The organism is Sphingobacterium sp. LZ11T8, assembly GCF_024261425.1.
Classification (GTDB): domain Bacteria; phylum Bacteroidota; class Bacteroidia; order Sphingobacteriales; family Sphingobacteriaceae; genus Sphingobacterium.
On sequence record NZ_JANBZY010000006.1, the window covers coordinates 61,596 to 76,078 of the forward strand.

Genomic DNA, 14,483 nt, shown 5'->3' on the forward strand with positions numbered 1-14,483 from the left:
TTACTTTTGTAGGATACCTTCGATCAGGGATTTCCATTGCGGATAGGAGGCACCTAACTTGGCTCCTAGGGCAACGAATAAATTCCTTAATCGGTCCAATAGCGAGTCAAGATCCAAGTTCATCATTTCATTTCGACCAAAATAGGATGCTTCCACGGTCTTTCCATCCCTTTTGACCTGAAAACTAGAAGTTGCCATGTTTTTGAAGAAATGCTTGGTTTCGTGGTCATGTTCCTGATGTGGCATATCACTCGGCCTTAAGGTTAGTGTAATGAGATCATGGGAGCTGTCTGATGATTCATTGATCTGTTCTATCTGTACGTAATCATACCCAGAGGCAGTCCATAATCCAGGTCCTGGGATGTCAATTTTCACAAAATCCCCTTCTTGTGGCTTTTCCTCCGAATGCTTTCCAAAGGCATCCAAATGCTCAAAGGTCGAAACTGGAACCTTCGCCACTTGATCCCAATTGTTGATCTCCAATAGCCTGTTCTTCGCTTCTAAGTAAAAATTCTTTGCCTGGATTTCATTCTCAAATTCTATGGAATCGGAGATATCCATGTCTTTGCCTTTATGCTGGGCCGGAATAAAATGTTTCATCGCATTGATCTTTCTTTATTAACAAGTTACATGAATAATAGTTGGCTCTTTAAGCTACCTTAATTTTGGGTGATCAGTGAAGAATCGGTACAGTTCACCTACAAAAGGCATTGTCATGCTTTACCGATGGTTAAGGGGTTTTGGATCAGTGCAATTAAGGTTTGTCTGGTTCCGAGATCCTTCCTGCGTCAGGATGACACCGGAAAAGAAAAGAATTTTTGCGATTAATGGCTCCGTTGGGGCATGTAATTATGTTTTTTTTTGTCATGTTGAGGAACGAAACATCTCGTAAAAATACAAGCATTCAAAATAAATTATATCAATTACTGAACCCCAGCGGCGGTGGAATCTTTGTAGATTAATGATGGCTAATAACAGCCAACCCGCAGCGTGGGTGGAATGTTTTTCTGAAAATCCCCGTATCAATCAGATCAAGAAAAATAGTTCCCTCATCTTACGATTTCGGGTTGACAACGATCCTAAAAAACACCAAAAAATAGATTCTTCGCTTCACTCTGAATCCCTCTAATGTGCATTTTGATTCTGAACGATCAGTGAAGAATCTGTACGGTTTTCCTCTCTGCAACCCTGTCATGCTGCACCGAAGGTGCAGGAACTGTACGCCATTGTAATTAAGGTTTGTATAGTTTCGAGATCCTTCCTTTGTCAGGATAACAGGAAGGGGAAACCGTAGGTTAAGGAACTGTAAGCCAATACCCCATCCTTAGTCTGGTTACAAGAACCTTTGTGCCTCAGGTTGGCACACAAAAAGGAAAACTTTTTTGCGATTAACGGCCCTTCTCATCAACTTCTTTTAAATTTTGTGAAAACTGAAAATTCTCGAAATCGAGAACGAGCTTCGGGTATACTTTTGCTCTTATTCGAGGCATATTCGGAAAATTCGAAATATGTCTAGAATGAAACCAAAGTGAGGTCCAATTCCAACTGCTATGGAGCAGATTGCTTATTTTAAAATTTTAATAAAGATTTTACCCTATTTAATCAGGCAATTAATTAGGTTATAAAATAAAGAAAAAGGTTTTGAAAATTACTTCCAAAACCCTTTTCTTATTGGGGTAATATGAGAGTGCCTTAATGGCTATGCCCAACTGTACCTACCATTTTGGCATTGATAAAGAAAGCATTCTTTATTACGATCCTGCTGTTAGCTGGTATTTCAATAATTGGGGTAATACCGGTATAGCCCATACTGGAAACGCCTCTAACAACTTCTATTTTTTCAAAATTAATAGGCTTGGAGGTTTCAGTATGATTATGTTCTTCACCTTCCTTATGAACATGTGGCTCTTCGGGGTGTTCATGTTCGCCTGCGTGATCATGTTCCTCGCCAGCAGCATGTTCATGGTCTTCATGTTCTGCTTCCGGTTTTTTATCGGTTTCGATAAAAATGAAGGTTTTTCCCTCTGATTCTACTATAGCCTCGTCAGGCACTGCCGCTGTTGTGACATCTTCCACACTTATGGAACCCGAGGTATTCATGCCGTCAATCAGACCAGATTTGTCTCCAATGACCATACTATGGATGGCGATGGTCTTGCTTTCATTTTCAAATGAAGCCCCAATTTGCGATATCCTTGCGGTATAGTTCTTACTCGGATTGTTGGTCGTGGTAAAACTGATTTCCTGTCCTACCTTTAATTTAGGCAAATCCCTTTCAAAGACCTGCAGGTCTAGGTGGATCATGCTATTGTCAACTACTTCTACTATAGGAGAGGAGACATCTACATAGCTGCCCAATTTAGCAAAAATATTGGATACCACTCCATTGATTGGGCTCGTGATAGTTAATGCAGACCTCAGATTAGAAGTTGAGATGGCATTGGGGTTTATCCCCAAGAGTTGGAGTTGTTTGGCGGAAGAGGCTTTTTTAGTCCTTAATATATTCAAGTTGCTCACTGCGTTTTGAAGGTTTCTTTTTACCCCTGCATTGCCGGCATTTAGTTCTTGCTGACGTTGAAGCTCCTGTTCAGCAGCTTGGATTTCATTGTTGGCATTGAGATAGTCTTCTTGAAGTTGGATGAACTGCGGATTGATAATGGTCGCTATCGTTTGTCCCTTCCTGACATGATCTCCTAATTGAACATTCAGGGATTGAATTACGCCTCCGTATAAAGGGGTGACGTTGGAACGGTTGTTATTGGGTACATTTAATACCCCGTTGGCAGTGATCCTGGCCGTCAGATTTTTCTGTTCGATCTGTCCAAATTGAATGCCCACCTCCTTGATCTGTTCCTCTGTTAGGGAAGTGATGGTTGTTTTTTCCGTAGCGCCATGTTCATGTTCATGGCCTTCTTCAGTCTCCGCAGCTTTTTCTGATTTAGTAGAACTGCTATTACAGGAAGATAATATGCATGCAAAGCCTAAGCAGAGTAATAGTTGTTTTGTTTTATTGATGGATTGCATAAGCCTATTGATTGATAATTGAATAAATTGAAATGACAGATTCATTGACACTTTGAATGCTTTTTAAATAATTCAAATAGATATCTGTCGTGGTCTGAAGGGCAAAAAGATATTCTACATAGGAAATATCTCCTGCTGAATAACCTAGTTTTGCGGCATTGATGATCTCTCTTGCATTTGGCAAGGCATTGTCCTTGAAATAATTGAACTGAGCTAGGTTCTGTTCATATTGATTCATCAGGTTGCTGTATTCGTTCTGGAGTTTTTGCTTTTCCCATTCTGCGGCCATCTCTGCGGCCTGTTTTTCAAAGTCTAGGGACCTGATCTTGGCCTTTGTGGTTCCGTAGGTTAAAGGGATGGCAATGCCTACATCAAAAGAATTGAACCTTTGGCCACGGCCATAATACTTTTCAATCCCATTCCTTTCATGCATGCCCATTAAAGAGGCATTGGTATATCCAATATTAAAATCGGGCAATCCTGAGGACTTCTCCACCTGTTTACTTGATTCCGCTATCCGTGCCTGTTGGTAAAGGGCCTGGATTTGTGGATGATCGGCTATTTTTGACGTATCGGTTATCTCTGAAAGTCGGATAGGTTCAAATATTTCATCCGTTTCAACTTCGAAATCCTCTGAAACCTGCATCAGATTCTTTAGACTGTTATAGTCGTTTTTCATCAAGGTTTCATTTTGCTTATATAACAAGTTGATTTCCCCTTGTTTAGCCTGTGCAGTATTGATATCCACCTTTTTGGTGTCACCAGCATTATATCGCACTTCTGCAATCCGAATAAAATCCCTATAGATACTATCCAATGATTTAAGTTCCCTTTCATTGTTCTCTAGGTAAGCTATCTGCAAAAAGTAGGTACGGACCTGTTGTTTTAATTGGTTTATTCCTACAGATTTTTCTACCTGTTTGGCCTTCACCTGCTCGGTTATCAAAGCTTTCCTAGATTTAAAAAGTGTAGGGAAGGGGATGGTCTGGGAGATGGAAATGGCATCGTTCTGTTCAAAGCCATCGTTTTGGCCATATTGAAAATTCAGGTCTGTTTTAGGGAGTTCTCCACTTGTTCTGAGGAGGCTCTCTGCAGCTCGGATTTCAAGGTCGTTGGCCTTTAATCCTTTATTGTTGTCCACAGCAATTTGAATAGCCTGATCCATATTGACCTTTTGCTGGGCATTTGCAGTCGATAGACCTAAAAAGCCAAGGATAAATATGCTAATCGTCGTTTTCATATCCATAGGTTTTACCTTGATTTTAGAATTGAAAATAATATATAACAAAGGAAGGACAAAGAGTGTCAGGATCGTTGCAGTGACTAATCCACCGATAACCACCGTGGCGAGGGGTTTCTGAACTTCTGCACCGGCACTAGTACTTATGGCCATTGGCAAAAATCCCAAAGAGGCCACAGTAGCCGTCATCAATACAGGTCGTAACCTGATTTCAGTCCCTACCTTTACACGCTGTATGATATCGGTCATTCCTTCTTTTTCAAGCTGATTAAACTTTCCTATCAATACAATACCATTCAGTACGGCGACACCGAAAAGGGCAATAAAACCAACTCCAGCACTGATACTAAATGGCATATCCCGGATCAGCAGGGCAAACACCCCGCCGATGGCACTCATTGGAATGGCTGTAAATATCAATGTTGCCTGCTTGAAGGAATGGAACGTGAAATATAGTAACAGGAAGATCAGGAAAAGGGAAATAGGTACTGCAATCATCAGTCTGGAACTGGCCTGTTGAAGGTTTTCAAATTGGCCTCCATACGTAAAATAATAACCCGATGGCAGCTTGACCTGGGTACCTAACTTATCTTGTATTTCTTCGACGACAGATTGAACATCTCTTCCAGCAACGTTGAAACCTATAACAATCCTTCTTTTACCTTCTTCACGACTGATCTGAGCGGGTCCGACGGTAAAATCAATCTTAGCGACTTGAGAAAGTGGGATCTGTTGATGGTTTTGTGTTGGGATCAAGAGTTGGCTCACATCTTCTATATTGTTCCTATGTTCGTCATGCAGACGCACCACCAAGTCAAATCTCCGTTCATTTTCATATACCATTCCACTGCTTTTTCCTGCGAATGCGGTACTGACCACATCATTGACATCTTCAACGGCCAAACCATAATTGGCCATTCTCACCCGGTCGTATTGAATATTGATTTGAGGAAGTCCGGTCACTTGTTCCACCTGTGGTGCTGTTGTTCCGGGAACGGTTTGGATTATTGCATTTACCATGTTAGCATAGTTAAGCAAGGTATCTAGGTTCTCACCAAAGATTTTCACGGCTACATCCTGACGGATACCCGTCATCAATTCATTGAAGCGCATTTGGATAGGCTGGTTCTTTTCAAAGAAAACCCCTGGAATGACCTGTAGCTTTTCCATAATGGCATTGCCGAGTTCTTCGTAGGACCTGCCTGATTTCCATTCATTTTGTGGATTTAATATCACCATGATATCGGTAGCTTCTGGTGGCATAGGGTCAGTGGGCACTTCGGCAGCACCGGTCTTTCCCACCACCATTTTTACCTCTTCAAACTCCTTGATAATCCTAGATGCTTGCATGGAGGTTTCTATACTTTGACTCAATGAGGTGCCGGGAGGGAGGATACAGTGAAAGGCATAATCTCCTTCCTGGAGCTGTGGAATAAATTCTCCACCCATTCTGTTGAAAACAAAGATGGTAAACAGGAATATGGCGACCGCAATGGATACAATGATATATTTTACGCGTATCGCTTTATCCAATAAAGGCGCATATAGCTGATGTAATTTTTCAATGAATTTATCGCTGAAAGTCTTTTTGTCATGACCTTTCCTTGGAAGAAAAAGGGCACACATCATTGGGATATAGGTTAGGGAAAGGATTAAAGCACCGAATATGGCAAAACCAACCGTTTTCGCCATCGGTGAAAACATTTTCCCTTCTACGCCCACTAATGTTAAGATTGGAATATATACAATAAGGATAATGATTTCCCCAAAAGCGGCTTGGGTCCTGATCTTGGAGGCTGAATCGAAAACCTCCTGGTCCATTTCCTTTTGGCTAAGTCTGTGGGTGGATTTCCTTAATCCTAAATGGTGCAAAGTTGCCTCCACCACAATGACTGCCCCGTCTACGATAAGACCGAAGTCAATCGCCCCTAGACTCATTAAGTTTGCACTGACCCCAAACACGTTCATCATCCCCAAGGCGAATAACAAAGAGAGAGGAATGGCCGAGGCGACTATCAATCCCGCCCGGAGATTACCTAAAAAGAGGACCAAGACAAAAATAACAATCAAGGCACCTTCGATCAGATTTTGCTCTACGGTTCCAATGGCTCTGCCAATAAGGTCGGTACGATCTAAATATGGTTCTATTACTATATCCTCAGGTAATGAATTCTGGATGGTAGGTAACTTTTCCTTGATACGGTTGACGACGTCATTACTGTTCTCGCCTTTCAGCATCATCACCACACCGCCCACTGCATCAACCTCTCCATTGTAAGTCAATGCTCCGTAACGAACCGCTGATCCTAGTCTTACATCTGCTACATCCTTGATGAAGATAGGTACAATACCATCTGTTTTTACAGCGATATTACCGACATCTTCCAAAGAACTTACTAATCCAATTCCTCTGATAAAATAAGCGTTGGGTTTTTTGTCTATATATGCGCCACCCGTATTTTGGTTGTTTTTTTCAAGAGCATCGAAAATATCAGGGATGCTGACACCCATGGCGCGCAATTGATCGGGGTGAACGGCTACTTCATACTGTTTCAGTTGACCGCCAAAGCTGTTTACTTCGGCCACTCCAGGAGTACCATAAAGTTGACGGGCTACTATCCAATCCTGCATCTCCCGCAAATCCATGGAGCTGTATTTGCTTTCACTTCCTTTTTTCGGGTGAATAATGTACTGGTAGACTTCACCTAGTCCGGTGGAGACTGGGGCCATTTCCGGATTACCTATGTTTTTGGGTATGTCTTCGGTGGCTTCGATGAGCCTTTGATTAATCAGTTGCCGCGCGAAATAGATGTCTACATCCTCTTTAAAGACTACAGTAATGAGTAATGACAGAAAGGCCAAACCGAGAAATAGATCGGATTTCCTCAATATCTGGAATATTGGCAATGCTCTGCTCGATTGGGAAAGTAACAAGTCGTTCAACTTCCTGTCCTGCAAGTGTTGGCGTACTGGTGAATATCTGAACCTGATTGTTAGTGATGTCAGGAACGGCATCAATGGGTAATTTGGTAGCTGACCATACTCCCCAAACTATCAAGACCAAGGTCATTATACCAATAATGATCTTATTCTTGATACTAAATTTTATGATTTGATCTAGCACATGAATGGCTTTAAATTCAACATTTTACGTTTTTAGGATATAGGCATAACTTGCTCTATCCAATAGGTTTTCTTCCAGAATCAAAAATTCTGAAATAACATAAAGATTGAATATTAAACCTGAGGGGGTTGCCAAATGTTTTCCTGGTCATTGCTGACTAGTGGGTATTCTTTTTCTGTTAAATCTATGTTGGAATAGGATTCAATTGGTTTTTCAAGCTTTAACATATGAAAACTCGCAACCGTTAAGGAAATTCCGCAGCATGAACAGGTACAGAAAGGTGTACAGCTGTCTTTGGAGCAGTCATGTTGTTCCTGATGGGTTGATTTTTCAGTTGAGCTATGGAGATGGGCATGAGATTCCGTCATGCGATCACTGCATGGTATCAAGGTAAGGACCATGACATAAACCATTAATATGATAGAAGCGAATCTCATTACTGCAAATATATAGAATCTAATGATTGGGAAATTAGTGATAATCAATAAATAAGGCTTAATGTAACAAGAAAGTTGCGATTAATAAGTATCGAATCCCAAGCAATCTCGTTTTTTAATTAATCTACCGCCTTTTTTGGCTATCTATTAATAAATACATCACTATGGGAAATATTCCCCAAAAAATCTTAATTGGAACACATCATTTGGATCATATTGGGGGATCCGAAGCGTATACTTACGATCTGATCAAGGCCCTAAAAAATATGGAAGGTATAGAAGTGGAGTATTTCACTTTCGATAAAGGAGCGGTCTCTCAAAAAATTGAAGAGGAACTTCAGGTTTCCTTTATGTCCAAGAAAAAGTATGACTTGGTCATTGCTAACCATAATACCACCGTGAAAGAGCTTTATGGTCAAGCGCCCATTCTTCAAGTCTGCCATGGCATCATTCCTGATCTGGAACAGCCATCGCCATTGGCAGATTATCATGTAGGGATATCTGAGGAAGTTTCAGATCATTTAGTAGAATTAGGATATCCTAATTCCATCATTCTTAATGGCATCGATGTCAACAAGAAAAAGTCCATAGTGGCTCCCAATGATGAATTGGAAAGTGTTCTCTCTTTATGTCAAAGTGAGAAAGCTAATAAACTATTGCAAAAGGTTTGTGAGGATAAAGGTTTGGAATTCAAGTCTTTTAATAAACATGTTAACCCAACTCTCAATATAGAGAAACAGATCAATAAAGCGGACTTGGTTGTGGGGGTGGGAAGATCCATCTATGACGCCATGGCTTGTGGAAGGCCCTGTTTAATCTATGATAATCGGGGATATAATGGAAATAAGGCCGATGGATACCTTAGACCTAGAAATTTCTGGAAATATGTGAAGAATAATTGCTCCGGTCGCTATTTAAATAGAAAATATACGGAGAAGGACCTGATCCGGGAACTGGAGAAATATAATCCGCAGCATGGTCAAGAATTGCGAAACATTGCTGTTGAGAACCTTAATTCACAGAACATGGCTGTGGAGTTACTCAATATGCAGCAGAATTTTACTTGGAAAAATAAGTTCAAGAAATGGAAAAGGTTTTCAGACCATGCGAAATTAGTGAAGCATGCCCTGCTTTACAAGAGATTGTATAATGCAACTGGTATTGAGTATTTTAACAAGTCCTTGATGTAGCCTGTGAATTTTCAACCTTTATTTTTTCAATAAAATTATACCATAATAATCTGGATAATTCATAATTTACAGAGCCTAAATTAAATGAAATTATGCAGAAATTCGTCGATCGTTCAGAGCAAGCAGCAGATAAGATTTTTGATAGCCGGACCGTACAAAAAGATTACCACAGCATCATGGGAATAATAAAGCCCGGAATGTCGGTTTTGGATGTAGGCTGCGGTACAGGAGCGATTAGTAAGGGCATCGCAGAACTGGTAGGACCCACTGGAAAAGTGATCGGTATAGACAATACCCGTGATTTTATTGAATCTGGGAAGCGGAATTATGCAGAGCTGGACAACCTTAAATTAGTACATGCCGATATTTTTGATTATTCAAATACAGAAAAATTTGATTTGGTTGTTTCTGCCAGGACATTACAATGGTTATCCAAACCAAATGAAGCCATTAGACAAATGATAACATTCCTGAAACCTAATGGGATACTTTCTGTTTTGGACTATATCCATGAAGACATTGAGTGGAACCCTAAAATCCCGGAAAGCATGGCCAACTATTACAGTTCATGGTTGAAGTGGAGATCAGATAATGGAATGAATAACCGCATGGCGGAATGCTTGCCCATAATTTTCAATGAGAATGGATTAAGGAACATTGAAGTCCGGGAGTCCAATGAGACCTATCTGAAAGATCAAGATGATTTTGAAGATAAATTGGGGATCTGGATCAAAGTAGCCAGTTCAAAGCAGCTTGTTGAAGAACAGTATGTTACGGAAGAATTAAGACAGAAAGCAATTTTGGACTATCAAAATTGGATCAGCAGTGATGCCCAAGCGATGCAAATGATGCTGAAAGAGGTGCGAGGGCAAAAGATAGAGTAAGTCTATACATATATTTCAAGTCTAAAGGTTCCTTTAGACTTTTCAGTCTCAAAATTTATACAATTCCAATATCATTTTTTTTAGTAGATTTATTAGATAAATAACTTATTCAACGTGTTTTATTTATAAACCTAACCATACATAAGTATTTGTATTTTATTATAAAATATAAATACCGAGTTAAAAAAAGCTTAGTATCCATCAATCTTGAGTAAGATTGTGTATACATTCTATGCTAATTTTACGTATGGATACATAATCCTGCTTATGGGCTATGTATGAACGCAATAAACCTATAACTAAGCGTAATATAAATCTGCAATGAGAAGAAAAATATTGGTTTTTTCTGCTTTGGCTGTTCTGGTGTTGACCGTCGGTTTTTTTACTGTACATAACAGTGAAGAAGTGGATTTCAGCAAAGATGTTAAGCCCATCCTGAACAAGCATTGTATTTCATGCCATGGTGGGGTGAAAAAAAATGGCGACCTGAGTTTTCTTTTCGAAGAGGAAGCCTTTGCCAATGCGAAGTCAGGTGAGCCCGCAATCATCCGCGGTGATGCCGAGCACAGTAACATGATCAAACGCCTGACCGAAGAGGATCCTGAATTGCGCATGCCCTACAATGCCGCAAAATTGGATGACAGTGAAATCGATATCCTGCGTAAATGGATAGACCAAGGGGCTAAATGGGGCAAGCATTGGGCATATGAGCTGCCTGAAGAAGTGGAGGTTCCTAAATCCTTTTCATTCGCCTCCCTTTTTGGTTTCAAGCCAAAAGGGATTAACAATAACATAGACTATTTCATTAAAGATAAATTGGATGATCAGGGACTTTCTTCTTCGGAAGAAGCTGCCCGAGAAACTCTTTTGAGAAGGGTTTATCTGGACCTGGTCGGTGTTCCGCCAAGCCTTGAGGAGGTAGAAGCCTTTAAAAATGATAATCGCGACGACGCCTACGAAATAAGGGTGGATAGCTTGCTCAATTCGCAGCAGTATGGCGAGAAATGGGCCTCCTGGTGGCTCGATATGGCCAGATATGCTGATACCAAAGGCTATGAAAAGGATATGTCCAGGCAGATCTGGGAGTATAGGGACTGGGTGATCCGAGCCTTCAACAAGGACATGCCCTATGATCAGTTCAGTATAGAACAGCTTGCCGGAGACCTGTTGCCTGAACCTAGCAAGGACCAACTGATTGCTACGGCATTCCACAGGAATACCATGAATAATGATGAGGGTGGTACAGACAGTGAGGAGTTTAGGGTTGCTGCGGTCCTGGACCGTGTAAATACAACCTATCAGGTTTGGTTGAGTACGACCTTTGAATGTGTGCAATGCCATAGCCATACCTATGATCCCTTCAAATTTGAGGAATATTATAAATCCGTCGCCTTTTTTAACAATACGCGAGATGAAGATACCGAAGGGGATCATCCGAGACTGCGTTTTTATGGCGAACAGGAGCAACATAAAATTGATAGCATCAAGACTTGGTTGACCCAATATGGCAATGAGAAGCTGCTGCATTCGACGGACCTTTTCTTAAAAAGCCTTGAACCTAAGATACATGCTCATTATACAGATCAACTGAACAATGCCGCTCTATACGATACTAAATGGTTAGGGGTGCGTAGTGGTGGAAATGCCAGAATGAGGAACATCCAACTGGATGGAAAGAAGTTGATCTACCTGAACTATTGGACTGGAAATACAGGTGGAAGGCTGGAAATCCGTAAGGACAGTTTAGCTGGAGAATCCATCGCCAGTATTGAGCTTCCAAGTACACAGGGAAGACAGGTGATACAGGCTCCGATAGCCGCTACCCAAGGCCGACATGATCTTTACCTGGTATTTACCAATCCCAAATTAGGGAAGGATGAACCGGTGTGCATGGTGGAATGGTTGGCTTTTCGGGAGCCATTTCCTGACATGAAGGCGCCTGGTGCGGAGCATATTCAAAAAAGTATATTGCAATTGGTCAATACTAATCCTTCCAGTGTTCCGATCATGATCGAGAACCCTGAGGACATGAAAAGGACCACCAAGATATTTGAACGTGGAAACCGTTTGGCGCCGGGGGATGTGGTGGAGCCCAAAGTACCGGAAGCATTGAACCCATTTCCGAAAGGAGCTCCCAACAACCGATTGGGCTTTGCACAGTGGTTGGTTGCCAAAGATAATCCGCTGACGGCAAGGACGCTGGTAAACCGGGTATGGGCGCAGCTGTTCGGTAGAGGGTTGGTAGAACCATTGGGGGATATGGGAACCCAGAGCAATCCACCGATCCATAGGGAATTGCTGGATTACCTTGCCTTGGATCTGATGCATGAAAAGGAATGGAGCATGAAGTCCTTGGTCAAGGATATCGTTCTTTCCTCAACCTATAGACAGTCATCCAGCCTGGATAGCAAGGATGCCAAAAAGGATCCGGAGAACTATTACTTGGCAAGAGGTCCACGTTTTAGACTTTCTGCAGAACAGATCCGTGACCAAGCGCTGACGGTAAGTGGGTTGCTGAGTGGCAAGATGTTTGGACCAAGCGTGATGCCGCATCAACCAGATGGAGTTTGGATGTCGGTGTACAGTGGCGAAGCCTGGAAGAAAAGTGAGGGTGAAGACCAATTCAGAAGAGGAATCTATACCTTCCTGAAACGGACCAGTCCTTATCCTTCCTTTATTTCCTTTGATGCATCGAGTAGGGAAGTCTGTCTCGTGGACAGAATCAGGACGAATACTCCGCTCCAAGCATTGACGACATTGAACGACCCGGTTTATATAGAGGCAGCGAAGAACCTCGCCGCAATTATGAAAAAAGAATCTAATGGAGACCTGAAATCAGGGATAGCGGCTGGATACCGGCATACGATGTTCAGGGATCTCTCCGCCGATAAATTGGCTGCACTAGAGAAACTCTATGCGCAAGCCTATGATAATTTTGAAAAGCGACCAGCTGAGGCGGAAAAGTTCATGGGCAAGGACCATGTTTCGCCTAACAGTAAAGAGCTGATCAGTGATGCTGCATATACCTTGGTAGCGAACGCTCTGTTGAACCTAGATGAATTTTTGACTAAATCTTAAGGACATGAAAGACTTTGATAAGCTAATGAAAGAGGCCTACCATAGGCAGTTGCAGGCAGAGACTAGGCGACATTTCCTTAAGAAATGTGTTGCTGGGATTGGAAGCATCGCCCTTGGGGGAATGATGGCAAGTTGTATGCGTTCTGGAAATTCTGCAAATGCTGAAGGCATTGACCTCAATTCCTTGAATCCTTTGCTGCCCCGGGCCCCTCACTTTGCCGGAAAGGCCAAGAACGTAATCTATCTTCATATGGCCGGAGCGCCGTCCCAATTGGAGCTTTTTGATTATAAACCTGCTTTGCAGAAACTTCATAACCAACCTTGCCCAGAATCTTTGTTAGCGGGTAAGACCTTCGCTTTTATCCGTGGTGTTCCCAAAATGTTGGGGCCGCAGGCAACTTTTAAGCAATATGGACAGAGCGGAGCTTGGGTTTCGGATCATCTCCCACACTTTAGCAGGGTGGTCGACGAGGTGAGTTTCCTGAAGGCTGTACATACCGACCAGTTTAATCACGGTCCGGCCCAATTGTTCATGCATACCGGAAGTGCCCGATTAGGACGTCCGAGCATCGGCTCTTGGGTAACCTATGGCCTGGGTTCGGAGAACAGCAATTTGCCGGGATTTGTAGTGCTGACTTCTGGGGGGAAGACTCCAGATGCGGGGAAAAGTGTTTGGGGCAGTGGCTTCCTGCCTTCAGTGTACCAAGGGGTGCAGTGTAGGTCTAAAGGTGACCCGGTGCTCTATATTGCCGATCCGGAAGGGATGGACCGCGACCTCAAGCGGAACGCCATAGATGCCATCAATCAGGTGAACAAGGAGGAGTACGAAACGTTCAAAGATCCTGAGACCCTGTCCAGGATAGCACAATATGAGATGGCCTATAAAATGCAGGTAGCAGTTCCTGAGGTGATGGACATCAACAATGAACCGGAATATATACACGAACTCTATGGCACTAAACCAGGGCAGGAGTCTTTTGCGAATAACTGTCTGCTGGCACGTAAGCTCGTGGAGAAGGGGGTTCGGTTCGTTCAGCTCTTCGATTGGGGCTGGGATAGCCATGGTACCAATCCTTCTGATTCCATTGACCTCGGCTTTCGCAACAAATGCCGCGAGATTGACCGCCCGATGACTGCACTCATCATGGACCTCAAGCAACGTGGTTTGCTGGAAGAGACCTTGGTAGTTTGGGGTGGCGAGTTCGGAAGGACCCCGATGCAGGAAAACCGTGACAACAACGATATGCCTTTCCTTGGACGTGACCACCATACCGATGCTTATACTATCTGGATGGCCGGTGGTGGTATCCGCAATGGGGTCAGCTATGGTGAAACGGATGAAATTGGGTTTACGGGAATTAGTGGAAGATCTTCAGTACATGATGTACATGCGACCATGCTGCATTTGCTAGGGTTTGACCATGAAAAGTTTACCTATGAATTCCAAGGACGGCCGTTTAGGCTGACCGATGTGGAAGGGACCGTAATCAAAGATATTATCTAAAC

Annotated in this window: 9 protein-coding genes; 4 read left to right on the forward strand and 5 right to left on the reverse strand. The window is 42.4% G+C overall.

Translation table 11 applies throughout. The features are described from left to right. The 5 genes from NLF99_RS14630 to NLF99_RS14645 form a co-directional block, all read right to left on the reverse strand. Positions 1-600 carry a hypothetical protein gene (locus tag NLF99_RS14630; protein ID WP_254529155.1) on the reverse strand — a complete coding sequence of 200 codons (600 nt, stop codon included), beginning with the start codon at positions 598-600 and terminating at the stop codon, positions 1-3. Positions 601-1,692: 1,092 nt separating this feature from the next. Continuing rightward, entirely contained in the window at positions 1,693-3,024 is a 1,332-nt protein-coding gene (locus tag NLF99_RS14635) for an efflux RND transporter periplasmic adaptor subunit (RefSeq protein ID WP_185211692.1), read from the reverse strand. Between the two features lie 4 nt (positions 3,025-3,028). Then, the gene (locus NLF99_RS14640) at positions 3,029-7,207 is read right to left on the reverse strand and encodes a CusA/CzcA family heavy metal efflux RND transporter (RefSeq protein ID WP_368041471.1); all 4,179 of its coding nucleotides are present in this window, start codon (positions 7,205-7,207) and stop codon (positions 3,029-3,031) included. Continuing rightward, on the reverse strand, positions 7,089-7,388 hold the full coding sequence (locus NLF99_RS19825; RefSeq protein ID WP_308214541.1) for an efflux RND transporter permease subunit: 300 nt from the start codon (positions 7,386-7,388) through the stop codon (positions 7,089-7,091). The genes NLF99_RS14640 and NLF99_RS19825 overlap by 119 nt, the downstream gene beginning before the upstream one ends. A gap of 113 nt (positions 7,389-7,501) precedes the next feature. Next, positions 7,502-7,825, reverse strand: coding sequence for a DUF6660 family protein (locus NLF99_RS14645; RefSeq protein ID WP_185211694.1), 324 nt, complete (start codon positions 7,823-7,825; stop codon positions 7,502-7,504). A 164-nt stretch (positions 7,826-7,989) separates the two neighbouring features. Here NLF99_RS14645 and NLF99_RS14650 point away from each other — a divergent pair, with 164 nt between their 5' ends. From NLF99_RS14650 to NLF99_RS14665, 4 genes are all read left to right on the forward strand, one after another. After that, the gene (locus tag NLF99_RS14650) at positions 7,990-9,015 is read left to right on the forward strand and encodes a hypothetical protein (RefSeq protein WP_254529156.1); all 1,026 of its coding nucleotides are present in this window, start codon (positions 7,990-7,992) and stop codon (positions 9,013-9,015) included. 92 nt (positions 9,016-9,107) lie between these two features. Continuing rightward, complete coding sequence (locus tag NLF99_RS14655; protein WP_254529157.1) at positions 9,108-9,899, forward strand: trans-aconitate 2-methyltransferase; 792 nt, start codon at positions 9,108-9,110, stop codon at positions 9,897-9,899. A gap of 321 nt (positions 9,900-10,220) precedes the next feature. After that, the gene (locus NLF99_RS14660) at positions 10,221-12,977 is read left to right on the forward strand and encodes a DUF1553 domain-containing protein (RefSeq protein WP_254529158.1); all 2,757 of its coding nucleotides are present in this window, start codon (positions 10,221-10,223) and stop codon (positions 12,975-12,977) included. 4 nt (positions 12,978-12,981) lie between these two features. Further along, positions 12,982-14,481 (forward strand): DUF1501 domain-containing protein, encoded by a 1,500-nt coding sequence (locus NLF99_RS14665; RefSeq protein ID WP_254529159.1) that lies wholly within the window; start codon positions 12,982-12,984, stop codon positions 14,479-14,481. The last annotated feature ends 2 nt before the right edge of the window (positions 14,482-14,483 follow it).